The sequence below is a fragment of the Nocardia pseudovaccinii genome (genome assembly GCF_050942345.1).
GTDB lineage: Bacteria > Actinomycetota > Actinomycetes > Mycobacteriales > Mycobacteriaceae > Nocardia > Nocardia pseudovaccinii.
In genome coordinates, this window is record NZ_CP192074.1 from 4,662,980 (window position 1) to 4,686,981 (window position 24,002).

Consider the following 24,002-nt stretch of genomic DNA (forward strand, 5'->3'; position numbering starts at 1 on the left):
CTCATGCCAGAAGGACTGAAGACCCTCACCCGATACACGATCGAGGAGGAGCACCGGCATCCCGGATCGTCCGGTGAATTCTCCGCTCTGGTGAATGTCGTCGCGACCGCGACGAAAATCATCGCCAACCAGGTGACCAGGGGTGCCATCGTCGGCTCGCTGGGCGCCTCCGAACCCGATAACCTGCCGCCGACGGTGCACCGCAAACTCGACGCCATCGCCAATGACATCATGGTGGCCGAGACCCAATGGACGGGGCATCTGTCGGCGCTGTTATCGGAGCAGATGACCGATATCCATCCGGTGCCCGACGTGCACCGGCGCGGCAAATATCTGCTGGCCTTCGATCCGTTGGACGGATCCTCGAATATCGATGTAAATCTGCCTGTCGGAACGATTTTCAGCGTGCTGCGGGCACCGGACAACGCGGCGCCGACTACCGCGGACTTCCTGCAGCCGGGGGTGCGGCAGGTCTGTGCGGGATTCACGCTGTACGGGCCGGCGACCATGCTGGTGCTCACCACGGGCAGTGGCGTCGACGGATTCACTCTGGATCGGGAGATCGGTGCCTTCGTATTGACCCATCCGCGGATGCGAATCCCGGAAGATACTTCGGGTTTCGCGATCAATGCCGCCAATGAGCGGTTCTGGGAGCGGCCGGTGCGGCGGTATGTCCACGAATGTCTCGACGGCGTGGACGGGCCACGGGGGCGGGACTTCAATATGCGCTGGGTCGCGTCATTGGTCGCCGATACCTTCCACATCCTCACCCGCGGCGGGGTCTACCTCTATCCATACGACACCCGGCGGCCGGGGCGGGTGTCGTTGCTGTACGGCGCGAATCCGATCGCCTACATCGTCGAACAGGCCGGGGGCTGGGCGACCACCGGCGGTGATCGCGTGCTGGAGGCCGTGCCGGAGCAGGTGCATCAGCAGGTGCCGCTGATCTTCGGTTCGCGCAATGAGGTCGCGCGGATCGAGCGCTACCACAGCGAGCCCGAGGAAGGGCCCAGCTTCGACAGTTCACTGTTCGGGTCGCGGTCGCTGTTCCGTCCGGCCGGACGCTGAAATCCCCGCGGTGCGAGCGAAGGGCCCGGAGGCGGTAGCGCAGCGTAACCACGGAGGGCACCGGGAGCATCGCAAATCGAACACAGTCCGGCAATCAAGGAGGTGTCATGTCGGTCAAACATCCTGTCGTCGCCATTACCGGCTCATCCGGTGCGGGCACGACCAGTGTCACCCGGACCTTTCAGGAGGTATTCCGTCGTGAAGGCATCAATGCGGCGATCGTGGAGGGGGATTCGTTCCATCGCTACGACCGCAACGAGATGAAGCTCGCGATGGCCGAGGCGGAGCAGAGCCACAATCGCACCTTCTCGCATTTCGGTGAGGACGCGAATCTGTTGAAAGAGCTGGAGACGCTGTTTCGCGACTACGGTGAGACCGGCGTCGGTTCGGTGCGGAAATATCTGCACGACGAGTTGGAAGCCAAACCCTATGGGCAACCCGCGGGCACCTTTACGCCGTGGGAGGATCTGACGCCGGGCAGCGATCTGCTGTTCTACGAGGGATTACACGGCGCCGCCGTCACCGATTCGGTGAATGTCGCGCAATACGCGGATCTGCTGGTCGGGGTGGTGCCGATCGTCAACCTCGAATGGATCCAGAAGGTGATCCGGGACAAGACCGAACGCGGCTATTCCAGTGAGGCCGTAATCGATACGATCCTGCGCCGCATGCCAGATTACGTGAAATACATCTGCCCCCAGTTCTCCCACACCTACGTCAACTTCCAGCGCGTCCCCACCGTGGACACCTCGAACCCCTTCATCGCCCGCACCATCCCCACCGCCGACGAAAGTTTCGTCGTCATCCGCTTCGCCGACCCCAAGGTCATCGACTTCCCCTATCTGCTGTCCATGCTGCACGACTCCTTCATGTCCCGCCCCAACTGCATCGTCGTCCCCGGCGGCAAAATGGATCTGGCCATGCAACTCATCTTCACCCCGCTGATCCTGCGGTTGATGGATAAGCGCCCCAAGCGTTCTCGCTGATCGGTGTAGCGGTTCGAGGTGCTCGCCCACCGGGGGTCGCGGGAGCGAGGCGTGGCGGCGTACAGTGTCATAAGTTAATCGTCATTCGCATGGGCGATCGCAGAAACAGTAGGGAGCCGTCATGACATCCGCGGTTATCGTCGACGTTGTTCGCACACCCTCCGGTAAGGGTAAACCCGGTGGTGGACTATCAGATGTGCATCCGGCGACACTGCTGGCCGATGTGCTGCGGACCCTGGTCCAGCGCAATGGCCTGGATCCGGTACTGGTCGATGATGTGATCGGCGGTTGCGTCACCCAGAGTGGTGAGCAGGCGTTCAATATTTCGCGCACCGCCGTGCTGGCCGCCGGGTTCCCGGAGTCCGTGCCCGCAACCACCGTCGATCGGCAATGTGGGTCCAGCCAGCAGGCCGCGCATTTCGCGGCGCAGGGTGTGATCGCCGGGGCCTACGACATCGCGATCGCTTGCGGTGTGGAGTCGATGAGCCGGGTTCCGATGTTCTCCAACGCCCAGGGGAAGGACGCCAATCGCGGTCCGCTGGCCCATCGCTTCCCGGAAGGTCTTATCGGACAGGGTATTTCGGCCGAAATCATCACCCGGCGCTGGAAACTGGACCGTGAGACCCTGGACGCCTTCGCCGCCCGCTCACACCGGTTGGCCGCTGAAACCGCCGCGGCTGGGGGGTTCGACAACGAACTCGTCCCCGCGGGCACGCTCACCGCCGATGAGACCATCCGCCCGAGCACCACCGCCGAAGGTCTGGCCGGACTTCGCCCCGCCTTCGCCGACGACGATCTCGGGGCGCGCTTCCCGGAAATCGAATGGTCTATCACCCCGGGCAATTCATCCCCGCTCACCGATGGCGCATCGGCCGCCCTGATCATGAGCGAGGAAAAGGCGAATACCCTCGGTCTGCGTCCGCGTGCCCGCTTCCACTCCTTCGCGGTCACCGGCGACGACCCGGTGCTCATGCTCACCGCCGTGATCCCCGCGACCCGCAAAGTCCTCGCGCGCGTCGGGCTGACCATCGATGACGTCGATGCCTACGAAGTGAACGAAGCCTTCGCCCCCGTACCGCTTGTCTGGCAGCACGACCTCAACGCCGACCCCGCCAAACTGAACCCCCGCGGCGGTGCCATCGCGCTCGGTCACCCCCTGGGCGCCTCCGGCACCCGCATCCTCGCCACCCTGGTCAACCACCTCGAGCAGTCCGAAGGCCGCTACGGCCTGATGACCATGTGCGAAGCAGGCGGCCTCGCCAACGCCACCATCATAGAACGCCTCTGACGCGGCATCGATGGTTGCGACGATCGTGCTGTGCTGCCGCGTACCATGACCGGCGATCGGATGACCCGTCGCGAGTGAGGCAGCCTGTGACCGTACTTCCGGTGTGGGCCGACGACCCTGGGGCATTAGAGATCTCGGAGGCGGAGTACGACCAACTACCCGATGATCTCCGCAAGCTGATCGAGGTGATCGACGGCAACATAATCCGGTGCCAGAGCGGCTCGGCCGAGCGCAGTGATGTTGCGCGTCGTTTGGCGAACAAGCTCGAAGGGGCCAAACCCACGGATCCGTGCACCAGAGTTTCGACGGACATCGACCTGCACTTCGCCAAGCGACGAAATCGCGATCAAGGCTTCTCGTTTCGGCGTCCCGATGTAACTGTTTACCGCTGCGTCGAGCGCGGGACGAAGGTGACGACCGGAGACGCCCTCCTGGTTGTCGAAGTCGTTTCCCCCGGATCGGTGTACACCGATACCGTCGACAAGCTCGCCGAATATGCCTACGAAGGCATCCCTGTCTATCTCGTCGTCCATCTCGACGCCAACCTCTACGTAAAGATGATTCAGGAATACCGGCTCGACTGGGCCGCACGAGTGTACCGATTGGCCGAGACCCACCAGGAAATCGTCATCCTGGAAAGGCCGTTCGCCGTGAGCATTCCGTTTGCCGAACTCGACGGCTAGGAAGGTCTAGGAGACTGCTGAATAACTCGGTGTGTTGACCCGGCCCGGAGGGCCGGGTCGACGAGGATGGTGGGGTGCAAGGTGAGGGTGGGTCGGATCCGCAGTTGATGGATGCCGCGGCACTGGTGGGGCATCTGGTGCCGGCGGGCAGTGTGTTCGCGTTCCTGGCCGAGCATCGCCGGGAGGTTTTCCCGGCTGGAATGTTCGAGGACCTGTTCCCGAGCAGGACCGGCAGGCCGAGTCTGGCGTGCGAGGTCGCGGCGTCGGTGCTGTTGCTGCAGGCCCTGCATGATTTGTCGGATCGGGAAACGGTGCAGGCGTTGCGGTGTGACCTGCGGTGGAAGGTCGCCTGCGGGTTGGCGTTGGACGATGAGGGGTTCGATCCGTCGACGTTGACCTACTGGCGGCGACGGTTGGCGAAGTCGAGCAATCCGAACCGGATCTTCGACGCGGTCCGCGCGGTGGTCGCCGAAACCGGTGTGCTGAAAGGAAAGACACGACGGGCGTTGGATTCGGTGGTACTCGACGACGCGGTCGCCACCCAGGACACGGTGACCCAGTTGATCGCCGCGATCCGTCGGGTGCGTCGTGAAGTACCCGGCGCGGCAGCGGTAATCGCCGCCGACTGCGATGCCCACGACTACGACGATCCCGGCAAACCGGTGATCGCCTGGGACGACGCAACGGCACGGGAAGCGTTGGTGTCGGCGCTGGTCAACGACGCGATTGTGGTCGTTAATGCGTTGGCGGACAAGGAATTCGACGACGACGCCCGCGACAAGGCGGCCCAAGCGTTGGCGTTGCTGGCGCTGATCGCCGGCCAAGACGTCGAACCCGCCGAGGGCTCCGACGGCACCGACGGACGCTGGCGCATCGCCCGCAAGGTCGCCACCGATCGCGTGATCTCGGTCGTTGATCCCGACGCCCGCCACATCCACAAAACCGTGCACAAACGCCAGGACGGTTACAAAGCCCACGTCGCGGTCGAACCCGACACGGGGCTGTTCACCGACGGTCGGCTGTCCAAGGGAAACGGCAGCGACAACCACGAATCGGTCGTCGGCCTGGATCTGCTCTCCAGCGAGGACGGTTCGCGAGATGTGTTGGGCGACACCGCTTATGGTAGCGCAGACATGCGCGCCGAGCTGGCCGGACGCGGTCACACCGCGATCATCAAACCGTTCCCCTTGCGCTCGGCCGTCAAAGGCGGGTTCACCCTCGACGACTTCACCGTCGACCACCACGCCCGCACCGCGACCTGCCCGAACGGCGTCACCCGCTCGATCACCGCCAAACACAGGGTCGTCTTCGGGGTGGCCTGTCGAGACTGCCCGCTGCGCAGGCGATGCACGACCAGCAAAGACGGGCGCACCCTGAACCTGCACCAGCACGACAACCTGCTGCGGCGAGCACGCCAAAACTGGCGCGAAGACCCCGACCTCGTCGCCGCCTACCGCAAACACCGCCCCATGGTGGAACGCTCGATCTCCTGGCTCATCGGCCCCAAAGGACGCTGCCGCAAACTGCGCTACCGCGGCATCGCCGCCAACAACCAATGGCTGCACACTCGCATCGCCGCCCTGAACCTGCGGCGGCTGCTCAACCTCGGCCTCGACCGCATCGACAACACCTGGGCAATCGCCTGACCAACCCAGACCGAGCTCGACCCGCAGCCTCCGACCAGTCGAGGCCAACCCCACCCCGCCACCAGCGCACCACCGACCGCGCCGAATCCAACAACCAACCAAAATCGAAGGGTGTCCGCGCGAAGCGCGGACACCCCTCAAACAGCCTTATTCAGCAGTCTCCTAGAGCTCGCCCTGTTCGCGCCGCTGGTCCAGGTCGCGCCGACGCTCTTCCTCTTGGCGGCGGGCCTCGCGGCGCTGGGATTCAGCGCGTTCACGCAGGCCGCGCAGGAAAGCTTCGTCGTCGTCCGGATTCTGCGGGACGTAGCGGCCGGGGCGGTCGTATTCGGCGTAACGGGTGGTGGAACGCGGGCCGCGTTCGTGCAGTGGGCGGCCCGCGAACAGCCATAACAGCGCGCCCACGGTCGGCACCAGGATGACGACGACGAGCCATGCCAGCTTCGGCAGATTCCGAATGCCCGCATCGGGGCAGGTGATGATGTCGACCAGGCAGTAGACCCACAGGGCCAATGTGATCAGACCGAGTACTGCGTATGGCATCGAAATCTCCTCGGGCGCACGGCAAACAGCTATGGCCTGCTCATCCGTGGTTTCCGAAAGTTCGATGGTCACCCCCCGCCGAACCGGCCTGCATGGAGGATACATGCCGCGTTCGAGTGCATCAGTCCGGCAGCAGCGGAACCGAGAGGCCTTCGCCGCGACCGATGAGGGCGGCGCGGGTGACGGCGGCCGAACCGAAGCGGCGGCGCAGGTCGTCGAGGGTGGCATCGAGAGTATTGGTGGCGCGGGGTTCCACCGGCAGGGTGAGTTGGACGGCGTCGGCGTTGTCGAGGTTGGTCAGTGCCAGGCCGATGAGGGTGAGGCCGCGCTCCTGGATCATGGGCATCGCGGTGCTGAGCAAGGTGCGCGCGGCGTAGAGGATGGTTTCGGTGTGATCGGTGGCCTCGGACAGGGTGTGCGAGCGGGTGGCGCGGGTGAAATCGTCGAAACGCATGCGCAGCACTACGGTTCGGGCCACCCGGTCGGCCGCGCGCAATCGGCGGCCGAGGCGGTCGGTGAGGCCGTGCAGGTAGGCCTCGATCTCGTCGGGTGGACGGTGCCGACGACCGAGTGCGCGTTGCGCGCCGATGGAGCGGCGGCGGACGCCGGTTTCGACGCGACGCGGGTCGCGCGCCCAGGACAGTGCGTACAGGTGCCGGGCGGCGGCGGGTCCGAGGATGGCACGCAACGGTGATTCACCGAGTTCGGCGAGCTGCCCGATCCGGGTGATGCCGTGTTCGTGCAGGGTGCGGGAGGTGACCTCGCCGACGCCCCATAGCCGTTCGACCGGCAGCGGATGCAGGAAATCGAGTTCGAGTTCCGGCGGCACCAGGCGCAAACCATCTGGTTTGGCGACCGCACTCGCCACCTTCGCCAGGAATTTCGTCCGCGCGATACCGACCGAAATCGGCAGCCCGACCTGCTCGCGCACGGCATCCCGCAACCGCCGCCCGATTTCGACGGGTTCGCCCGCGATCCGACGCAGCCCACCCACGTCGAGAAACGCCTCATCGATCGAAATGCCCTCGACCACCGGCGTCGTGTTGTGGAAGACCTCGAAGACGGCCTTGCTCGCCTCGGCATAGGCCGACATGCGCGGCGGCACCACAATCGCATGCGGGCAAAGCCGCAGCGCCGCACCACCATTCATCGGCGTGCGCACCCCGAACGCCTTGGCCTCATAGCTGGCGGCCAGCACGACCCCGCCACCGACGATCACCGGCCGCCCCCGCAATCGCGGATTATCGCGCTGTTCCACCGAGGCATAGAACGAGTCGAGATCCGCATGCAGGATCGACGCCTCGGCCCGCGCCTCGATCCGCGGCCGTCGAGAACGCGGCGCACTCGTTGGGCGGACGAACTCGGACACGAACATATGTTCGCATAGATCCGCATTCAGTGAGTCGAACTTTCTGGCGGGGTTGTGCGGTTTACGCTCCGAGCCCCATAACCAGGAAGGAGCCGTTCGGTGGCGAGATCACGGCGATCGGGGATCCCGGTCGAGGACAAGGTGCGTGTTGTGCTGTCGGTGCTGGTGGGCGAGACGAGCGCTGCGGGGCTGCCAGCGTTCCCGAACGCACTTATCGGCGACGGCTAGCCGGTTGTGCGACGGCGAGCCGTCGCGCGGGCCGTGGCCTGCACTGTGGCGGAACGGTTCGAGCCGATCGCGGCCACAACACGATGAAGCCCGCACCAGGCGCTCGGCGCTCGGGCACCCGGCGCGGCGTATACCGGCTGTGAGCATCCGGTGCGGCGCTAGGCCCGCGGCGTGGCGGGTGTGATGGAGATGCCGACGGTATTGTCCGTGCGCCGGAGCTTGCCTGACCAGGCGACGAGTGCGCCCACAATTCCGTACTTCTTGCGGATCAACGCCCGCGCCTGCTGGGTCCCGGGAGCGTCGATGATCTCGGCGTGGCCGTCGACCACATCGCCTCGCATGGTTGTGCCCCTAGCATTGCAGAGCTGCAGCGTCACGTTCGGGTTGCGCCGGATGCGCTTGATCTTCCAGCTATCGGCGTTGGCGGCCACCACGATTCGGCCGTCTCGGGGAGCCAGCCATACCGGTGACCCGACCGGGCTCCCGTCCTTCTTGTACGTGGTCAGCATCGCGTATTTGCCAGCGGCGATCTCGCTCCATGTCATGACTCGCTCCTGGTCACGCTGCCCGCAGGGCGTGGACGATCTGCTCGGAGACTTCCTTGGTCGAGTAAGGGTTCTGCCCGGTGATGAGCCGACCGTCTGCCGTGACGAACGATGTCATCGGGATTCGCCCTTTGACATAGTGGGCGCCGCGGCTGCGCAATTCGTCTTCGAGCAAGAACGGCACTCGGTTCTTGACCATCGCGATGCGTTCTTCGACGGTTGCGAATCCGGTGAGGGTGCGACCCTCCACGAGCAGTGTCCCGTCGGAAAGCGTGATGTTGAGCAATCCGCATGCACCGTGGCATACCGAGGAGACGATTCCGCCGTTCTCGTAGATCTGGCGCGACGCGTCCTGGAGTGCGACGTTGTCCGGGAAGTCCCACATCACACCGTGGCCACCGGTGTAGAAGATCGCGGCGTAGTCGGCCGGATCCACGTCTTCGATGCTCTGCGTGTCGTCGAGTCGGGCCATGAACTCCGGATCGTCCCGATAGCCGCGCGCGATCTTGTCGAGGCCGATCGGCGAGGTGCTGCGTGGGTCGAGGGGAACCCGGCCGCCCGCGGGGCTGACGATGTCGACTTCGAATCCGGCTTTGGTGAGCGCGTCGTAGAAGTGCACCAGTTCGCTGAGCCACAGCCCCGTGTGATGGGTGTCCGTACCGTAGGTGGGCTGGTTCGTCACGACTGCCAGGACCTTGGTGTTCATATGAGTTCTCCGTTTCGTCTCGATGACGGTTCAGGCCTGTTGTTCGATAGGACGGCTAACCCGTTTCGCCGGTCCGTGGTGCCTCGAACCGGACTGCGTCTTGGCTGGGCGGCGCGCCGAAGAGGCGGCGGTACTCCCTGCTGAATTGAGAGGGGCTGTCGTATCCCACGAGGTATCCGATTCGGGCTACGTCGGTGGGGTTCGCCGCCAGCAGGAGGCGGGCCTCGTGAAGTCGGATCGTCTTCTGGAACTGGATGGGCGTGGTTCGGGTGACGGCCTGGAAGTTCCGATGGAGGGCCGAGGGGCTCATGCCGATGCGCTCCGCAAGCTCATCGACCCGGAACGGCTCACGATAGTGACGCCGAATCCACTGCACCGCTTCGGCGATCGGGGAGAATCGGGGGTCGCTGAGACCGATCTGGCGGACCGTCGGGCCGTACTCGCCGGTTATCAAGCGCCACAGGATCTCCCGTTTGACGAGGGGAGTCAGCACCTCCCGGTCGCGTGGCTCGTCGAGCAGGCGCACCAACCGCACGGTGGCGTCGAGAAGTTCGGCGGACGCGTCGGCGAAAACGACTGCGGGCGTGGCGATGTCATCGTTGTCGGGCACAGCGCCACGAGGAGCTTGCACTATCATCTCGGCGACCTCGGCAGGATGTATACGCAGGCACAAACCCAAGACCGGCCGTTCCGGGGTGGCTTCGATGAACTGGCACTTGAGGGGCACGGCGACCGATGCCACCAGGCACTGCCCCGCGCGGTAGTCGTGTATCTGCTCGCCGTACGCGAGATGTTTTGCGCCCTGGGCGATCAGCGTCATGTGCGTCCAGGGCATGGACGGCAATGGCGGCATGTCCGCCTCTTCCCGGCCGATCAGCAGATCCGCGATCGCGGTGGTCGTGTCGTCGCGGGCGTGGCGGGCCAGCAGCTCGCAGAGCTCCTCGAGGAGCATGGTCGCGGATCGATTCGCTGACATGATCATGAACCCCGACTGATGCTCAGATCTGCTCGGTGGGGCGCACGAGGAGTTCGGCGATGGCCACGTGCCGCGGGCGGGTCACGATGTAGCTCACCGAATCGGCGATGTCACCGGCCTGCAAGCGCTCGATGTCGCCGAAAGCCGCGGCGAGCTGCTGCTTGACGGCAGCCGAATTATGTTCGCGCAGTTCGGTATCGACGCTACCGGGCTCGATGACCGATACCCGAACATGTTGACGCGCCAACTCCTGGCGCAACGCCTCACTGAACGCGCCGACGCCGAACTTCGTCGCGCAATACGCCGCGGACATGGCGAACGCGCCACGACCGGCCAGCGAGCCGATATTCACGATGTCGGCCACCTGGCGCGGTCCCTGGGCAGCCGCCTGGACCAGATGCGGAATCGCGGCGTGCGCGCAGTACATCAGGCCCATGAGATTGATGTCGATCATGCGACGCCAGTCGTTCAAGTCCGCGCCGGGAGCGGGTCCGAGCAGCATCAGACCCGCATTGTTGACCAGGGTATCCAGACGACCCAGGCCTTCGACGGTGCGTTCCACCGCTTCCGCGGCGGCTTGGGCGTCGGTGATGTCGGCGGGCACCACCAGGGCCTGCCCGCCGACGTCGGTGATTTCTGCGGCGAGGTCGGCGAGCCGCTCTTTACGGCGGCCGACCAAGGCCACGGCCGCGCCTTCGCGGGCGAGCTCCGTGGCGGTGGCGCGGCCGATACCGCTGGAGGCACCGGTGATCAGGGCGACGGTTCCCTCGAGACGAGCGGTCATGGTTCCAGCCTTTCGATGAACGTCCACGGCACTGCAGGGAGTGACGAACAGGGACGAACCATTCAAACAAGCTGACCTGCGAAATCGTTAGAAAGATACTCGCTCACTCTTGCACAATCCTCGCCCTTTTCCGATGCCCGACTCACAGCTCCCCCTCGCGGTCACCGACGGCAGGCTCGATACTTCGGGACGCAAAGAAACACATTTAGGGTGTGTCCGGTGGCGGGGCTGCTGCGGTTGAACGGAACCTCAGTCGGCGAGGTAGCGCAGCATCACCACGGTGTTGAAGTGCCTCGTCTCGGCCAATCGGAGCTGGATGCGCTTGTCCAGCAATGGGAACAGTGGTGTGCCGCCGCCGAGCACCACGGGCGCGAGGAACAGCTGGTACTCGTCGATGAGCCCGTGTGGCATCAGCGCGGCCGCGAGGCTCGCGCCACCGACCTCGATGACGCCGTCGCCTCCGGCCTTGAGCCTGCGGACCTCCTCGACCGCGTTCTCGCTGATCAGCGTGCTGTTCCAGTGGACCTCGGTGAGCGTCCGGGAGAAGACGACCTTCGGCTTCTCGGTCCAGAGCCTGCCGAACTCACGCTCGATGCCCGACGCGTTCTCGGGCACGTGTGGCCAGTACTCGGCCATCAGTTCGTAGAGGCGACGGCCGTGCAGCGAGACCTCGAGGTCGCGGTAGCGGTCGTTGTGGAATTGGTGCAGTTCCTCGTCCGGGTTGGTCCAGTCGATGCTGCCGTCGCGGTCGTTGATGTAGCCGTCCAGGGACACGCTGAACCCGTAGATCAGTTTCCTCATGACCGGGTAGACGTCCTACGCGCTCGAAACTCATCGGACATCAGGCGAGTGACTTCGTGGCATCCGGCCATGGGAGCCTCCGGAAAAACCCGTTGGCGGACGACGGCGGCCACTGCTACTTTTCCGGAGACCGTGCGAGAGAACGAGGAGGTGGTACCCGTGAACGCAGCATTTACATGGGTGCTCCCCTCTGGGGTCACGGTCGGGCGATAGGTCGTCCGGGAGCGCCGTTCGACAGCACTCCCGAAAGAAGACACGACCATGCACTTCACTTCCGAACAGCGCCTCGATGACAGCGTGCTCGAGCGCGCATTCACCCTCGGCGAGATCCCCGGCATCCTGTGGACACCCGCATCCGCGTCCGCATCGCTGCCGCTGATCCTGCTCGGCCACTCCGCCGCCGGACTGCAGACGATGTACCCGCGATTGTTGGCGAGGGCCCGGTACGCCGTGGCGGAGGGCTACGCTGCGGCCTCCATTGAGCTTCCCGGTAGCGGTGAGCGGCCCCGTTCCGCCGCCGTCGATCAGGCCCGCGCCGACCTGCACCGGGCGCTGCAGGCCGGGGAGCCGGTCACCGACGACATCGTCGACCGGCTCATCCTCCCACTGGTCGACCAGGCGGTCCCGGAATGGCAGGCGGCCCTGGACGCCCTTCTCGCGCGGCCCGAGATCGGCGGCCCGGTCGGGTATTCGGGCGGGGTGATCTCCATCGGCACCAGACTGGCGGTGGTCGAGCCGCGCATCTCGGCCGCCGTTCTGTTCGCCGGGAGTTTCGTGCCGCGCGCCATATTCGAGGAGGCCCGGCAGGTCACCATTCCGCTGCATGTCCTGCTGCAGTGGGACGACGAGGGAAACGACCGGCAGATGGCCCTGGACCTGTTCGACGCCTTCGGCTCCAAGGAGAAGACGCTGCACGCCAATATGGGCGGGCACACCGGCGTCCCGCAGTTCGCGGGGGAGGAGGGGAACCGGTTCTTCGCCCGGCACCCGAAGTGAGGCCGGGCCGTCAGGCCGGCAGCAGACGATAGGAGCTGTCGGCCGGAATGCCGCTCATCGAGGACAGGTCCCGGCCCTCCTCGATGGCGGTGGCCAGCAGATGCGCAACCGCCCAGACCGGCCGGTACCGTCCATCGGCGGTACCGGCCGGTCGCGGTGGCGCTTCTCAGGATTTCGGAACGGCCACGGACGACTGTCGAGCCCCATCATGGCGTCAGTTTTCGCCGATGCGGCATCCGGCTCGTTCCGACCGCCGTCGGGACTCACCGATGAACGAGCGTATTCGAGCCGTACCGTCAGAGCGGGCCGTTCGTCGGCAGCCCGGCTTCGGCGCGGGACCCGAATACGCCCGCGTTGCGTCGGCTCTCGAGACCGGCGGGTTCCGCCGCCCGTCATCCCTCGCCGCTCGACTACCGTCCAGCGAGCTCGGCGACGACCGGAGCGAACCTGTCGGCGAAGTCGGCGCCGAAGACGAAGTAGGAGAAGCCGATCTCCTCCCGTCGCCGCTGGATTTCCTCGGCGGCGGCCGCCGGGTCATCCGGAAGTACGGTCAATGCGTCCGCCGCGCGAAGCGCAGCAGGGTCGGTGTCGGGGCGCGCCATGTGCGGCGCGACAGCGTCACCGATAACCGGCACGGCGAGCGCGAGCTCGAGGTCCCCGCTGGTGCGGAAGTCGCGTGCCAGCCGCGCGACTTCGGCCCGAGGCTGATCCCCCAGCGCGAAGGTGACCGTATCCGCGACCTCGGCCGCCAGCGCCCGGGCCTTCGGCCCCAGTACGGCCATCGCCACAGGCGTGTGACGGTCGGGGCCGTCGAGATCTCGCAGCGCCTCGACGGTCTCACGTACCTGTGCCAGCCGCTCGTTCGGCGGCGGTACGCCGGGCAGTCCCTTGTCGCGGAGCTCGTCCTCGATTCCCGGTCTGCCGGTGGCCGATGCCCATCTCGAAGCGACCGTCGGTCAGTAGCGACAGCGAGTGCGCTTCCCACGCCGTCAGCCAGGCCGGGCGTAGCGGAGAGGCATACACCCATGTGCCCACGCGCAGCTCGGTCATGGCCGCGACGGTGGCCAGCATGGGACCGGGCGCCGGTTGCAGCTGCGGGAAGTCGGGCACCAGCAGCGTCGAGTAGCCGCTGTCGGCGATGCGGCGCACGCGATCCCGCCACGTCGCCAGGTCGGTTCTGAGCGGGGCAACGACCCCGAAACGAAACGGTCTCGTCATGACTGGATTCCTCTCTGTGGTCGGCGAGATCACCTGCCAGCCCACCCGGGGGAGGTCCATGATCATCTCCCTCGGCATATCCAGAGACAGAGACGACGGATCCACCCGGAATTCATCGGTGCGGCCGAGATCGTGTACATGCTCCCGGCGAGCGTCCCGAACTCGGCATGAGTGCGCATTCGGCCCACCCGGGCGGCTGGATCGCGAACGAACACCGCACGCACCGAGCGCCGCACGCTGGCAACCGAACCGGCGACCGCAGCCTGCCAGGTTGACCCAAGACAGCGCCCTGTAGTGCGTCAAAGTTGCTGGCACTCCCGACGACGCGGCGATGCTTGACTCGTTCCAGAAAGCGGACGAGACTCCTGGGCGTGTCCACGGCCACGGAATTCCAGCAGATGCTGCGGGGAGTTTCGCTTCGCGTGACTGCTCCGCGTATCGCGGTATTGAGTGCGGTGCACGACCATCCACACGCCGACACGGATTCGATCATCCGCGCCGTGCGATCTCGCCTGTCAGCGGTGTCCCACCAGGCGGTGTACGACTCGTTGCGCGTGCTCACCACCGCAGGCCTGCTTCGATGCATTCAACCGTCCGGCTCGGTCGCGCGGTACGAAACAAGGGTCGGTGACAATCACCATCACCTCGTATGCCGGGGGTGCGGATCGATCGCCGATGTCGACTGTGCGGTCGGTGAGGCCCCGTGCTTGAGCGCGGCCGACGACCGCGGCTTCGCCATCGACGAGGCCGAGGTCATCTACTGGGGCATGTGTCCCGATTGCGCCGCGTCCCACGCCGATTGATCACATCTCGACCGCAGCCCGCTTACCCATTCAGGAAGGAATGTCATGACATCCGACAGCCGCCCACCTGCTCCTGAGACCGGAACTCGAAGCGCGAGCGAGAGCGAGAACCCGGCCATCCCGTCCCCGACTCCGAAGACCGACCATCGCCCCCGCACCAACATGGATTGGTGGCCCGAGCAGATCGATGTCTCGATGCTGCACGCACATTCGTCCAAGTCCAACCCGCTGGGCGATGATTTCGATTACGCCGAAGAGTTCAGGAAGCTCGATGTCGACGCTCTGAAGGCCGATGTCGCCGCGGTCCTGACCGACTCGCAGGACTGGTGGCCCGCGGACTACGGCAACTACGGTGGCCTGTTCATCCGGATGAGCTGGCATGCGGCGGGCACGTACCGGATAGCCGACGGGCGCGGCGGCGGCGGTCAGGGCGCCCAGCGCTTCGCGCCGCTCAACAGCTGGCCGGACAACGCCAGTCTGGACAAGGCGCGTCGGCTGCTGTGGCCGGTCAAGCAGAAGCACGGCAACAAGATCTCCTGGGCTGACCTATTGGTTTTCGCCGGCAATGTCGCTCTCGAATCGATGGGTTTCCAGACCTTCGGCTTCGGTTTCGGCCGCCCGGATATCTGGGAGCCGGAAGAGGTGTACTGGGGCCCGGAGGACACCTGGCTCGGCGATGAACGCTACAGCGGTGACCGAGATCTGGCGAAGCCTTTCGGCGCTGTCCAGATGGGCCTGATCTATGTGAATCCGGAAGGGCCCAACGGCCGCCCGGATCCGGTGGCCGCCGCGCGGGACATCCGAGAAACGTTCGGCCGGATGGCGATGAACGACGAGGAGACCGCCGCACTGATCGTCGGCGGCCACAGTTTCGGCAAGACCCACGGGGCCGGCGATGCCGACCTGGTCGGTCCCGAACCCGAAGCGGCCCCGCTCGAGCAGCAGGGCCTGGGCTGGAAGAGTTCCTTCGGTACCGGTAAGGGCAAGGACGCCATCACCAGCGGTCTCGAAGTCGTCTGGACCGCCACTCCGACCAAGTGGGACAACGGCTTCCTGCAGAATCTGTACGGCTACGAGTGGGATCTGACCAAGAGTCCGGCCGGGGCGTGGCAGTGGAAGCCGAAGGACGGTGCGGGGGAGGGCGCCATTCCGGATCCATTCGGCGGGCCTGCCCGAACCCCGACCATGCTGACCACGGACTTGTCTCTGCGGGAAGATCCGATCTATCGGGAGATCACCCGCCGCTGGCTGGATCACCCCGAGGAACTGTCCGAGGCGTTCGCCAAGGCGTGGTACAAGCTGCTGCACCGTGATATGGGCCCGCTCAGCCGCTATCTCGGGCCATGGGTTCCCGAGCCGCAGCTGTGGCAGGACCCGGTTCCGGCCGTCGATCACGAACTGATCGATGAACAGGACATCGCGGCGCTAGGGCGCAAGGTCCTCGACTCCGGCCTCTCCGTCACCCAGCTGGTCAAGACCGCTTGGGCGGCGGCGGCGAGCTACCGCAGCACCGACAAGCGCGGCGGTGCCAACGGCGCCCGGATTCGGCTCGAGCCCCAAAAGGATTGGGAGGTCAACGAACCCGTCGAGTTGGCGAAGGTACTTCCCGTGCTCGAGCAGATCCAGCAGGAGTTCAACGATTCGGCCGTCGGCGGCAAGAAGGTCTCGCTGGCCGACCTGATCGTCCTCGCCGGGTCGGCGGCGGTCGAGAAGGCGGCCAAGGACGCCGGCCACGACATCGCGGTGCCGTTCACACCCGGCCGGACCGACGCCACACAGGACAACACCGATGTGGAGTCGTTCGCGGTGCTCGAACCGCGGGCGGACGGGTTCCGCAACTACGTGCGGTCCGGCGAGAAGGCTCCGCTGGAGCGTCTGCTGCTCGACCGCGCGTACATGCTCGACGTGACGGCTCCGGAGATGACAGTACTGGTCGGCGGCCTGCGCGCCCTGGGCGCCAATTACAGCGGCAGCAAGCACGGTGTGCTCACCGAGCGTCCGGGCACGCTGACGAATGACTTCTTCGTCAACATGCTCGACATGCGCACGGAATGGAAGGCCTCCGAGTCCACGGAGAATGTCTACGAAGGTTTCGACCGGTCCTCCGGCCAGCCCAAGTGGACGGCCACCGCCAATGACCTCGTCTTCGGTTCGCATTCGGTGCTGCGCGCGATAGCCGAGGTTTATGCGCAGCAGGATGCGGCAGAGAGGTTTGTGAACGACTTCGTCGCCGCGTGGGTCAAGGTGGTCGACAACGACCGGTTCGACCTCGCCTGATCTCGTCTGGGTCGGCGGTGGTGGGCGGCACGTAGCGCGTCATGCCTGCGTCGATGCCAGCTCGATCACGGTGATATCGGAGGGGGCGCCGACGCGCACCGGAGGTCCCCATGCGCCCGCGCCGCGGGTGACGTAGAGCTGGGTGTCACCGTAGCGTTCCAGGCCCGCGACGGTCGGATTGGCAAGGCTCGCAAGGAAATTGCCGGGCCAAAGCTGACCGCCGTGGGTGTGGCCGGACAGTTGCAGATCCACTCCGAACTCGACCGCATCGTGGATCTGCACCGGCTGATGTGCCAGCAGCACCGCGGTACGCGCGAGGTCGCGGTCGCCGAGCGCGGCGGCGAAATCCGGCCCCTGCCCGATGCGCCCACCCTGAATATCGTTGACACCGGCGAGGTCGAAGTACGGCAGCTCGGTGCGGCTGTTCGCCAGCAGCCGCAGTCCGAGTTCCCGCACATGGTCGATCCACTGCTCGGCACCGGAGAAGTACTCGTGGTTGCCGGTGACGAAATAGGCGCCGTGACGTGCGTGCAACCGCGACAGCGGCTCGACCGCCGAGCGCAGGTGCTCGACGCTGCCGTCGACCAGATCGCCGACCACGGCAACGAGATCGGGTTGTGTGCCGTTGATCGTCTCGACCACTCGCTCGGCGAATCCCCGGCCCAGAATCGGACCGAGATGAATATCGCTGACCACGGTGATCCGGAAGCCGTGCGCGGCGCGTGGCAGATTGGCCAGCGGCACCGTCAACTGTTTCACCCGCGGCCCGGCCAGCACGCTGTGGGTGCCGTATCCGACTGTGGACACCGCCGCCAGAGTCGCCGCAGCGCCCACCGAACGAGATACGAAGAGCCGCCGCGAAACCGGCGTGGGACGGCCTTGCAACGCGCCCCCGATTTCCGGAACCTCGACCGCCTCCACGGACGAGCGCGCGATCCAGCGCCGGAAAAGCGGCCGGACCAGCTCGCCCACCACCAGCCAGAGCACGAGATAGAGGAACAGCGCGCCCCACATATAGCCGGGCCAAGCGATGATCCGGGTGAGCAGGAACGGAACTCCGGCCGATTCGGATGCGACTGCGCCGATCAACAGCGCTGTCCCGGCAATGATCACCCCGGTCCCTGCCCGGCGGGCGATCGATCCGCGCTCGGTCGTATCCCGCACGAGCCGCCGCCACAGATACCAGTGCACGCCGACTACTCCGAAAACGACGACTACCGCGCCGACGACGATTCCCACAGCGACCACCACGTCCACGGCAGCACTCTATGTCCGATCGAGGAGAAGGTGCGCGTAGTGCATTGCGGGGTTCGCTGTGTGCCGCTGCGCAAGTGGTGCCAGAGTCGATCGCCGAAAGGGCGCGTTCGACCTCGGTCGTTTCGAGCTGCCCGTCGCCATCGTCGCGCTGGTGTGGTCGGTCCTCGCGCTTTTTGTGCTGGTGGCGCCCTCGGCGGCGTTCGCCCCGGACCTGATCGTGGTCGGTGGGTTGTTTTTTTCCTCGCCCTGCTGATAGTCGATCGCGAAGCGCTCGAGACCGAGCCCGGACACGTGAGCATCTTCGAGCGTGACGTGACTTTATGACCACCGATTGGGAGCGCGAGTACTACGGCGCCAACTGCGAACGGCTACGTCAGATGAAGGCCCGAGACGACCCGCATAACGTGTTCAGCTTCGAGCAGAGCGTGCCGCTATCGAGCGAATCTACGGTATGACTACGTAGCAATCAGCCGAGCCAGCTACTCTGAGACGTCATAGATGTCCAGTAGTTGATGAGGGAGACGGCATCGTGCGTGGATTCGGGGATTTGGAGGCGGTGATCATGGACCGCATTTGGGATCGGGACGCGGAGACCACAACGGTTCGCGAAATCTTCGACGAACTGGCCGCCGAGCGCGGTATTGCCTACACCACGGTCATGTCGACCATGGACAATCTGCACCGCAAGGGCTGGTTGGCGCGCGAACGCGCGGGCAAGGCATATCGATATTGGCCGACGCTGACCCGCGAGGAACACAGCGCGCGGCTCATGCTCGAGGCGCTCGGTTCCGGTGGGCGCTCGGATCTGGTGCTCAGCCATTTCGTCGATCGGATCAGTGAGGAGGAGTCCGCCGGACTGCGTGCCGCGCTGCGTCGGCTGACCTCACGCAAAACCCCAGAGGCGCCGTGAACGTAGCCGTCAGCCTGATGATCTACGGCAGCTTGGTGGCCACCTTCGGCCCGACCGTGCTGCGCAGACTGACCCGGCGCGGCGTCGCGCCCCGGCTCGGGGTGCTCGCCTGGCTGGTCGCGATCGCGGGGGCACTGGGTGCGTGGGTCATCGCGGCCGCCATGCTGATCGTCGAATTCGCCACCTACTGGCATCCCACCGATACGCTGCGCGACTGCTATAACGCGCTGGCCACACCGATGCGCCTGCACGGTGGCCTGCTGATCCAATTGGGCATTCTGACCTGCGCGGCGCTGGTCGCCGTCGCGCTCCTCGGCATCCTGGCGCACGCCGCACAGGCGATGCTGCACATGCGACGCAAAACCATCGCACACGGACGAGCCGTTCGTATGGTCGGTCGTCGCGTGCCCGGCGTCGGCGCGGTCGTGCTGGATTCGCCGGAGCGCCAAGCTTATTGCGTGGCCGGACGGCCCGACACCATCGTCGTCACCAGCGCGGCCGTCGACGCGCTGACCGAGAAGCAGCTCGCGGCGGTGCTCGCCCACGAGCACGCACATCTGAGCGAGCGGCATGCCGGACTGCTCCGATTTCTGCGCGGCATCGCGATCACGCTGCCCGGGATGCGTCTGGTGACGGACGGGGTGCACGAAATCGGCCGACTGCTCGAGATGTGCGCCGACGATACCGCGGCGCGCACACACGGCCGGGAGCCGCTGCTCGGGGGCCTGCTCGCGATCGTCGGCGCGACCGAACCGCTCCCGGCGGGCGCGTTGAGCGCCGCGGCCACCGCCGTGCTGGATCGGGCCGAGCGCTTGGTCGCACCGGTCGGCGCGGTGCGTCGCGCGACGAACCGGACCGCATTGCTCGCCGTGATGGCGGCGACCGTAGTGGGTCTTCTCGAGATCGCGGTCGGAGTACTGTTCTGCAGCACAGTGCTGGGATGAATCCGGTACTGCACCGGACCCGGTAAGGGGTTGGGTCCCGGTCGGTCGGCAGAACAGAGGAGGGGCATAGGTGCACGTCACCTGGGATCAGGTTTTCGCTTGGCGGCTGCGCAGGCAATTCGTCGCGTCACCCGATGATGTCGGGGTCGCCCAGATCGTCGAGCGGCTGTGCGGTGTGCAGGCTCAGGTGACCGCGGCCGCGGACCTCGCGGTGGCGCTGCGGCGCAGTAAACCCGATCCCGGTGCGCTACTACCGGAATTGGCGGCGGGCACACTGATGAAGACCTGGGCCATGCGCGGAACATTGCACGCTCTCGCTCCTGATATGGCTGCCGCAATCCTCTCATTGATCGGCTCCGCCCGGACCTGGGAAAAGCCCGCTTGGCAGCGCACCTTCGGGGCGTCGCCGGTGGAGGTCGCGGCGCTGGCCGATGCGGTGGCGCAGGTGCTCGATGGCATCGTGCTCAGCCGGGACGAACTGGTCGAAGCGCTGGTCGCCGAACCCGCATTCCATCGGCTCGGCGAGGAATTGCGCTCCGGCTGGGGTGCGCTGCTCAAGCCGCTGGCCTGGCAGGGGGCACTGTGTCACGGTCCCGCGCAAGGTAATCGGGTCACGTTCACCAGCCCGGCCCATCTGATCAACGGTTGGCGCGGCCTACCCGAACCCGATGCCGCCGCACCGTTGGCCATTACCGGCTACCTCGGCGCGTACGGCCCGGCGACCCCGGAAACCTTCGACGCCTGGCTCAGCCGCAACAGCCTGAAGAAAACGACGGTGCGCCGGTGGTTCTCCGAACTCGGGGACGCACTCACCGAGGTCGATATCGCGGGCCTGCGCGCCTACATACTCACCGAACACGCCGACGAACTGGCCGCCACGAAACCGACCGGCAACTCGGTACACCTGCTGGGCGCCTTCGACCAATACGTCCTCGGACCGGGTACCGGCGACACCAACCTGCTCCCCACCGAACATCGCGCGCGGGTGAGCCGGGCAGCGGGCTGGATCTCTCCCGTCGTGGTCATCGACGGCCGTATCGCGGGCACCTGGGAGACCACCACCGACGTTCTATCCGTCACCACTTTCGATGGCTCACTACCCCCGAGCCGCGACCTCGGGGCCGCCGCCGACCACGTCGCCGCGGCCATGGGCCACCCGGGATTCACCGTCCACGTGGCGTAGCGACCACTTGGTCATGGTCACCATGCGTGGGTGGCGGCGTCGGCAAGCGAGAGGTCCACAACACCAGCGCATAGTGATCATCCGGCCAACTATGTCCGACGCTGCTATGCGTAGGGGGACGCGGGGATTCAGCCAGAATGGCCGGATGAGCCCGCTGTCAACACTGTCCACCTCCGAAATCACCGCGGATCGTCTCCTGCTGCGTAAGGCGCATGACGGCGACCGCGAGGGGTTCATCGAGTTGCAGACCGATCCGGAGGTTCGGACATATCTGGGAGGCCCGCGCCCCCGCGATGCTGTCGAGCGGTACCTCGACGCCGTCGGCACCGCCAATGTGACGGCAAATCCGGGTGTGTACGTCATCGCGGACAGGAAGACGAACCGTCTCATCGGAACGCTCATGCTCAACCGCCGATCCGCCGACCAGCCCGGCCACCTCACCGACGATGGCGAAGAACTGGAACTGACTTATCTCCTGCGCCGTGATTCCTGGGGCGCGGGTCTGGCATTCGAAGCGGCGACAGCCGCACTACACGCAGCTGCCGCCGAGCTCCCGGACCAGCCGGTCCTGATCATCACTCAGACAGCCAACCAGCGCTCGCTGAAACTCGCTGCCCGCCTTGGTTTCCAGCCGATCAGCACCTTCGAAGCCTTCGGCGAGGAGCAGACCCTGGCGACTGCCCGCCTATATACCTACAGAGCCTGAGCGCATACTGTGGCGGGCTCCCTCCGCGACCGGCCTGGTCAGGGTGGGGAAGAGGAAGCCGGGCGGCACCGCGAGGGTCGCGGCATCGATCGGCAGTTCCGGGACCAACGAGGTCCACGCGCACATCCGGGCCTCGTCGGCGCCGGGCAGCGGCAGTGGCCCGGCGGCCGGTCGGATTTCAGTGAGTTCTTTGAAGCAACCAACTATGCTGAGGCTCATGCGCAGGACCAGTTTCGACGAGATGAACTGCTCGGTCGCCCAGTGTCTGGAGGTGGTCGGCGAATGGTGGACGCTGCTGATCGTGCGCGACGCACTCTTCGGGGTGACCCGCTTCGACGACCTCCGCGCACGCCTCGGCATCGCCCGCAATGTGCTCACCCAGCGCCTGGAACACCTTGTCGCGCACGACATCATGGTCAAGGTGCCGTATCAGGAGAATCCGGTCCGCTACGACTACCGGCTGACCCCCAAGGGCCGCTCACTGTGGCAGGTCGTCAATGCCATGCGGCAATGGGGTGACGAGTGGGCCGCGCCCGACGGTCCGCCGGTGCGGGCCGTGCACGAATCCTGCGGTAAGACCACGGTGATCGAACCGGTCTGCGCCGAATGCGGCGAGCGGGTACGCGGGCAGGACCTGAGCCCCGTCGATGGTCCCGGCGCGGCCGGCGGGCGCTCCATCCTGCCCGCCGACCTCCAGCACGCCCACTGACCGATGCGTCCATTAGGCTGCGGCGGTGGCGGATAGGCGAGAGCAGAAGCTGATCGACACGGTCGCATGGGTGCGCATCGAAGACGGCCGCATCCTGTGCGCGCGCCCGAAGGGCAAGGACATCTTCTACATTCCGGGCGGCAAACGCGAAGGCGCGGAGTCGGACATGCAGACGCTGCTGCGTGAGATCGAAGAGGAACTGACCGTCGCGCTGCTCCCGGAAACCGTCGCCCACGTCGGAACCTACGAGGCCGCACTGCACGGACCGGTCAGCGATGTGGTCGTACGGATGAGCTGCTACATCGCCGACTACCGCGGCACCCTTGCGGCCAGCAGTGAGATCGAAGAGGTCGCCTGGTTCTGCTATGCGGATCGCGCGCTGGTGCCGCCGGTCGATCAACTGCTGTTCGACGACCTGGTCGATGCGGGCCGACTGGCCTGAGGTGCCCGCGCATCCGCCACGCGGGATACGGTCGATGGCATGACCACGGTTCGCTCACTGTTGCGTTGGGCCGCATATGCGTTGGTTGCGCCGGTGATCGGTCTCGGCCCCATAGCGAGCCGGTTTCGGGTTCCGCGCCGGTTGCTGGGCATTTTCATCGCGCCGCGAGATTCCCTGGCAGTGCGTGCGGTCGCGCATTCGGTGCTGGCTGGTGTGGTCGGGCTGTCGACCTGGTTTCTCGCCTTCCTGGCAACCATCGCGGCGGTGCGCGGAATCTTCTATCCGCTCATCGCGGACAACGATCTCGAGCACTCGTGGGGCGGTCCGACGCTGGCGGGGGCCTGGGCGGTACACGCATTGCTCGGGGTCGGGCTACTACCCGTATGGGGACTGGCGCTGGCCGGACTCGGTGCGGTGCAGGTGCGCCTGACTCGCCTGTTGCTCGGTCGGCACGGTCCCTGGTGGCCGATTCCGGTATCGCTGCTGCTGGCCGTCGGTGGCGCGCTGCTCTTCGTCTCGTGGTTGCATCAAGCCTGAATGCGGCACAACTTTTCAAAGTAGCCCGCATCGGTACCGAACTGGGTCCACTCAACCGTGCTCACTGTGACCGCGGTCGCCGAGTCATGGTGTTGGCTTCGAGCATGAAGTTCCATACCGACCGCGATGCCGAGAACACCCGTGCCGCAGTCCGTTTCGACGCCGAGACCCACGATACCGACCCCGATGAGGATCCGGCGCCGACCCCGTGGAAGGAATGCGCGAGCACCGTGAATCATGTGCGGATCGTGGCGGGGCCGGTGGAGCGTGCGTGCACTTGGCTCGTCACCCTTGAACCGGCGCTCGGTGAACACACCGAACGCCGCCTCGTCGGCTGCCTCGACGACTGGAAGTCGACGGCGTCACCGGCCACCACATCAGCATCAGGCTGAAATACCGG

28 protein-coding genes are annotated in these 24,002 nt (G+C 65.9%); 18 read left to right on the forward strand and 10 right to left on the reverse strand.

All coding sequences use genetic code 11. The annotated features are described in order from the left end of the window. Window positions 1-3: 3 nt before the first annotated feature. The 5 genes from ACQPZ2_RS20850 (at window position 4) to ACQPZ2_RS20870 (ending at window position 5,671) form a co-directional block, all read left to right on the forward strand. Complete coding sequence (locus ACQPZ2_RS20850) at window positions 4-1,068, forward strand: class 1 fructose-bisphosphatase (RefSeq protein WP_433527079.1); 1,065 nt, start codon at window positions 4-6, stop codon at window positions 1,066-1,068. A 107-nt stretch (window positions 1,069-1,175) separates the two neighbouring features. Further along, window positions 1,176-2,054 (forward strand): phosphoribulokinase, encoded by an 879-nt coding sequence (locus ACQPZ2_RS20855; RefSeq protein WP_433527080.1) that lies wholly within the window; start codon window positions 1,176-1,178, stop codon window positions 2,052-2,054. Window positions 2,055-2,175: 121 nt separating this feature from the next. Continuing rightward, the gene (locus ACQPZ2_RS20860; RefSeq protein ID WP_433527081.1) at window positions 2,176-3,342 is read left to right on the forward strand and encodes a thiolase family protein; all 1,167 of its coding nucleotides are present in this window, start codon (window positions 2,176-2,178) and stop codon (window positions 3,340-3,342) included. Window positions 3,343-3,443: 101 nt separating this feature from the next. Then, window positions 3,444-4,025 (forward strand): Uma2 family endonuclease, encoded by a 582-nt coding sequence (locus tag ACQPZ2_RS20865; protein WP_433527082.1) that lies wholly within the window; start codon window positions 3,444-3,446, stop codon window positions 4,023-4,025. 74 nt (window positions 4,026-4,099) lie between these two features. Further along, the gene (locus ACQPZ2_RS20870; RefSeq protein ID WP_433526439.1) at window positions 4,100-5,671 is read left to right on the forward strand and encodes an IS1182 family transposase; all 1,572 of its coding nucleotides are present in this window, start codon (window positions 4,100-4,102) and stop codon (window positions 5,669-5,671) included. A 162-nt stretch (window positions 5,672-5,833) separates the two neighbouring features. On the opposite strand, the gene ACQPZ2_RS20875 is transcribed toward ACQPZ2_RS20870, so the two are convergent. After that, window positions 5,834-6,211, reverse strand: a complete 378-nt coding sequence (locus ACQPZ2_RS20875) for a PLD nuclease N-terminal domain-containing protein (protein WP_433527083.1) — start codon at window positions 6,209-6,211, stop codon at window positions 5,834-5,836. A gap of 121 nt (window positions 6,212-6,332) precedes the next feature. Next, complete coding sequence (gene dinB / locus ACQPZ2_RS20880; RefSeq protein WP_433527084.1) at window positions 6,333-7,586, reverse strand: DNA polymerase IV; 1,254 nt, start codon at window positions 7,584-7,586, stop codon at window positions 6,333-6,335. A 93-nt stretch (window positions 7,587-7,679) separates the two neighbouring features. Here dinB and ACQPZ2_RS20885 point away from each other — a divergent pair, with 93 nt between their 5' ends. Further along, a complete protein-coding gene (locus ACQPZ2_RS20885) occupies window positions 7,680-7,808 on the forward strand; it encodes a hypothetical protein (protein ID WP_433527085.1) in 129 nt (42 codons plus the stop codon). 158 nt (window positions 7,809-7,966) lie between these two features. Here the strand turns inward: ACQPZ2_RS20885 and ACQPZ2_RS20890 are convergent, their stop codons facing one another. The 5 genes from ACQPZ2_RS20890 to ACQPZ2_RS20910 form a co-directional block, all read right to left on the reverse strand. Further along, a complete protein-coding gene (locus tag ACQPZ2_RS20890; RefSeq protein WP_433527086.1) occupies window positions 7,967-8,353 on the reverse strand; it encodes a PPOX class F420-dependent oxidoreductase in 387 nt (128 codons plus the stop codon). A 13-nt stretch (window positions 8,354-8,366) separates the two neighbouring features. Continuing rightward, window positions 8,367-9,059, reverse strand: a complete 693-nt coding sequence (locus ACQPZ2_RS20895) for a type 1 glutamine amidotransferase domain-containing protein (protein ID WP_433527087.1) — start codon at window positions 9,057-9,059, stop codon at window positions 8,367-8,369. A gap of 55 nt (window positions 9,060-9,114) precedes the next feature. Beyond that, window positions 9,115-10,035 carry an AraC family transcriptional regulator N-terminal domain-containing protein gene (locus tag ACQPZ2_RS20900; RefSeq protein ID WP_433527088.1) on the reverse strand — a complete coding sequence of 307 codons (921 nt, stop codon included), beginning with the start codon at window positions 10,033-10,035 and terminating at the stop codon, window positions 9,115-9,117. Window positions 10,036-10,057: 22 nt separating this feature from the next. Beyond that, window positions 10,058-10,819 (reverse strand): SDR family NAD(P)-dependent oxidoreductase, encoded by a 762-nt coding sequence (locus ACQPZ2_RS20905; RefSeq protein ID WP_433527089.1) that lies wholly within the window; start codon window positions 10,817-10,819, stop codon window positions 10,058-10,060. Window positions 10,820-11,068: 249 nt separating this feature from the next. Further along, on the reverse strand, window positions 11,069-11,620 hold the full coding sequence (locus tag ACQPZ2_RS20910; RefSeq protein ID WP_433527090.1) for a dihydrofolate reductase family protein: 552 nt from the start codon (window positions 11,618-11,620) through the stop codon (window positions 11,069-11,071). Window positions 11,621-11,881: 261 nt separating this feature from the next. On the opposite strand from ACQPZ2_RS20910, the gene ACQPZ2_RS20915 reads away from it, so the two are divergent. Then, window positions 11,882-12,616: a dienelactone hydrolase family protein gene (locus ACQPZ2_RS20915; protein WP_433527091.1), complete on the forward strand. Its 735-nt coding sequence runs from the start codon at window positions 11,882-11,884 to the stop codon at window positions 12,614-12,616. A gap of 410 nt (window positions 12,617-13,026) precedes the next feature. On the opposite strand, the gene ACQPZ2_RS20920 is transcribed toward ACQPZ2_RS20915, so the two are convergent. Next, a complete protein-coding gene (locus ACQPZ2_RS20920) occupies window positions 13,027-13,398 on the reverse strand; it encodes a hypothetical protein (protein WP_433527092.1) in 372 nt (123 codons plus the stop codon). A gap of 55 nt (window positions 13,399-13,453) precedes the next feature. Next, entirely contained in the window at window positions 13,454-13,834 is a 381-nt protein-coding gene (locus ACQPZ2_RS20925; RefSeq protein ID WP_433527093.1) for an LLM class flavin-dependent oxidoreductase, read from the reverse strand. A gap of 398 nt (window positions 13,835-14,232) precedes the next feature. Here ACQPZ2_RS20925 and ACQPZ2_RS20930 point away from each other — a divergent pair, with 398 nt between their 5' ends. Then, window positions 14,233-14,637 (forward strand): Fur family transcriptional regulator, encoded by a 405-nt coding sequence (locus ACQPZ2_RS20930; protein WP_433527480.1) that lies wholly within the window; start codon window positions 14,233-14,235, stop codon window positions 14,635-14,637. A 45-nt stretch (window positions 14,638-14,682) separates the two neighbouring features. After that, on the forward strand, window positions 14,683-16,914 hold the full coding sequence (katG, locus tag ACQPZ2_RS20935; protein ID WP_433527094.1) for a catalase/peroxidase HPI: 2,232 nt from the start codon (window positions 14,683-14,685) through the stop codon (window positions 16,912-16,914). A gap of 39 nt (window positions 16,915-16,953) precedes the next feature. Here the strand turns inward: katG and ACQPZ2_RS20940 are convergent, their stop codons facing one another. Continuing rightward, window positions 16,954-18,171, reverse strand: a complete 1,218-nt coding sequence (locus tag ACQPZ2_RS20940) for a metallophosphoesterase (RefSeq protein WP_433527095.1) — start codon at window positions 18,169-18,171, stop codon at window positions 16,954-16,956. Between the two features lie 320 nt (window positions 18,172-18,491). On the opposite strand from ACQPZ2_RS20940, the gene ACQPZ2_RS20945 reads away from it, so the two are divergent. The 9 genes from ACQPZ2_RS20945 to ACQPZ2_RS20985 all read left to right on the forward strand — a co-directional run bounded on the left by ACQPZ2_RS20945 (window position 18,492) and on the right by ACQPZ2_RS20985 (window position 23,994). Continuing rightward, window positions 18,492-18,626 carry a BBE domain-containing protein gene (locus tag ACQPZ2_RS20945; protein WP_433527096.1) on the forward strand — a complete coding sequence of 45 codons (135 nt, stop codon included), beginning with the start codon at window positions 18,492-18,494 and terminating at the stop codon, window positions 18,624-18,626. A 74-nt stretch (window positions 18,627-18,700) separates the two neighbouring features. Then, window positions 18,701-19,081 carry a BlaI/MecI/CopY family transcriptional regulator gene (locus ACQPZ2_RS20950; RefSeq protein ID WP_040690485.1) on the forward strand — a complete coding sequence of 127 codons (381 nt, stop codon included), beginning with the start codon at window positions 18,701-18,703 and terminating at the stop codon, window positions 19,079-19,081. Then, complete coding sequence (locus ACQPZ2_RS20955; protein ID WP_433527097.1) at window positions 19,078-20,025, forward strand: M56 family metallopeptidase; 948 nt, start codon at window positions 19,078-19,080, stop codon at window positions 20,023-20,025. Before ACQPZ2_RS20950 ends, ACQPZ2_RS20955 begins: the two co-directional genes overlap by 4 nt. Before the next feature lie 70 nt (window positions 20,026-20,095). Next, on the forward strand, window positions 20,096-21,208 hold the full coding sequence (locus tag ACQPZ2_RS20960; protein ID WP_433527098.1) for a winged helix DNA-binding domain-containing protein: 1,113 nt from the start codon (window positions 20,096-20,098) through the stop codon (window positions 21,206-21,208). Between the two features lie 145 nt (window positions 21,209-21,353). Beyond that, window positions 21,354-21,914: a GNAT family N-acetyltransferase gene (locus ACQPZ2_RS20965; RefSeq protein WP_433527099.1), complete on the forward strand. Its 561-nt coding sequence runs from the start codon at window positions 21,354-21,356 to the stop codon at window positions 21,912-21,914. Between the two features lie 217 nt (window positions 21,915-22,131). Next, window positions 22,132-22,623 carry a winged helix-turn-helix transcriptional regulator gene (locus tag ACQPZ2_RS20970; protein WP_433527100.1) on the forward strand — a complete coding sequence of 164 codons (492 nt, stop codon included), beginning with the start codon at window positions 22,132-22,134 and terminating at the stop codon, window positions 22,621-22,623. Window positions 22,624-22,648: 25 nt separating this feature from the next. Further along, window positions 22,649-23,065 carry an NUDIX hydrolase gene (locus ACQPZ2_RS20975; RefSeq protein WP_433527101.1) on the forward strand — a complete coding sequence of 139 codons (417 nt, stop codon included), beginning with the start codon at window positions 22,649-22,651 and terminating at the stop codon, window positions 23,063-23,065. 39 nt (window positions 23,066-23,104) lie between these two features. Beyond that, window positions 23,105-23,602 (forward strand): hypothetical protein, encoded by a 498-nt coding sequence (locus tag ACQPZ2_RS20980; protein ID WP_433527102.1) that lies wholly within the window; start codon window positions 23,105-23,107, stop codon window positions 23,600-23,602. Between the two features lie 104 nt (window positions 23,603-23,706). Beyond that, a complete protein-coding gene (locus ACQPZ2_RS20985) occupies window positions 23,707-23,994 on the forward strand; it encodes a hypothetical protein (protein ID WP_433527103.1) in 288 nt (95 codons plus the stop codon). Window positions 23,995-24,002 lie beyond the last annotated feature (8 nt).

Coding starts and splice junctions, on each gene's coding strand:
- ACQPZ2_RS20925 (WP_433527093.1), bottom strand. CDS start 13,834: ATGACGAGACCGTTTCGTTTCGGGGTCGTTGCCCCGCTCAGAACCGAC.
- katG (WP_433527094.1), top strand. CDS start 14,683: ATGACATCCGACAGCCGCCCACCTGCTCCTGAGACCGGAACTCGAAGC.
- ACQPZ2_RS20985 (WP_433527103.1), top strand. CDS start 23,707: ATGAAGTTCCATACCGACCGCGATGCCGAGAACACCCGTGCCGCAGTC.
- ACQPZ2_RS20855 (WP_433527080.1), top strand. CDS start 1,176: ATGTCGGTCAAACATCCTGTCGTCGCCATTACCGGCTCATCCGGTGCG.
- ACQPZ2_RS20900 (WP_433527088.1), bottom strand. CDS start 10,035: ATGTCAGCGAATCGATCCGCGACCATGCTCCTCGAGGAGCTCTGCGAG.
- ACQPZ2_RS20910 (WP_433527090.1), bottom strand. CDS start 11,620: ATGAGGAAACTGATCTACGGGTTCAGCGTGTCCCTGGACGGCTACATC.
- ACQPZ2_RS20895 (WP_433527087.1), bottom strand. CDS start 9,059: ATGAACACCAAGGTCCTGGCAGTCGTGACGAACCAGCCCACCTACGGT.
- ACQPZ2_RS20905 (WP_433527089.1), bottom strand. CDS start 10,819: ATGACCGCTCGTCTCGAGGGAACCGTCGCCCTGATCACCGGTGCCTCC.
- ACQPZ2_RS20980 (WP_433527102.1), top strand. CDS start 23,105: ATGACCACGGTTCGCTCACTGTTGCGTTGGGCCGCATATGCGTTGGTT.
- ACQPZ2_RS20970 (WP_433527100.1), top strand. CDS start 22,132: ATGCGCAGGACCAGTTTCGACGAGATGAACTGCTCGGTCGCCCAGTGT.
- ACQPZ2_RS20915 (WP_433527091.1), top strand. CDS start 11,882: ATGCACTTCACTTCCGAACAGCGCCTCGATGACAGCGTGCTCGAGCGC.
- ACQPZ2_RS20965 (WP_433527099.1), top strand. CDS start 21,354: ATGAGCCCGCTGTCAACACTGTCCACCTCCGAAATCACCGCGGATCGT.
- ACQPZ2_RS20890 (WP_433527086.1), bottom strand. CDS start 8,353: ATGACATGGAGCGAGATCGCCGCTGGCAAATACGCGATGCTGACCACG.
- dinB (WP_433527084.1), bottom strand. CDS start 7,586: ATGTTCGTGTCCGAGTTCGTCCGCCCAACGAGTGCGCCGCGTTCTCGA.
- ACQPZ2_RS20920 (WP_433527092.1), bottom strand. CDS start 13,398: ATGGCCGTACTGGGGCCGAAGGCCCGGGCGCTGGCGGCCGAGGTCGCG.
- ACQPZ2_RS20875 (WP_433527083.1), bottom strand. CDS start 6,211: ATGCCATACGCAGTACTCGGTCTGATCACATTGGCCCTGTGGGTCTAC.
- ACQPZ2_RS20860 (WP_433527081.1), top strand. CDS start 2,176: ATGACATCCGCGGTTATCGTCGACGTTGTTCGCACACCCTCCGGTAAG.
- ACQPZ2_RS20945 (WP_433527096.1), top strand. CDS start 18,492: ATGACCACCGATTGGGAGCGCGAGTACTACGGCGCCAACTGCGAACGG.
- ACQPZ2_RS20930 (WP_433527480.1), top strand. CDS start 14,233: ATGCTGCGGGGAGTTTCGCTTCGCGTGACTGCTCCGCGTATCGCGGTA.
- ACQPZ2_RS20850 (WP_433527079.1), top strand. CDS start 4: ATGCCAGAAGGACTGAAGACCCTCACCCGATACACGATCGAGGAGGAG.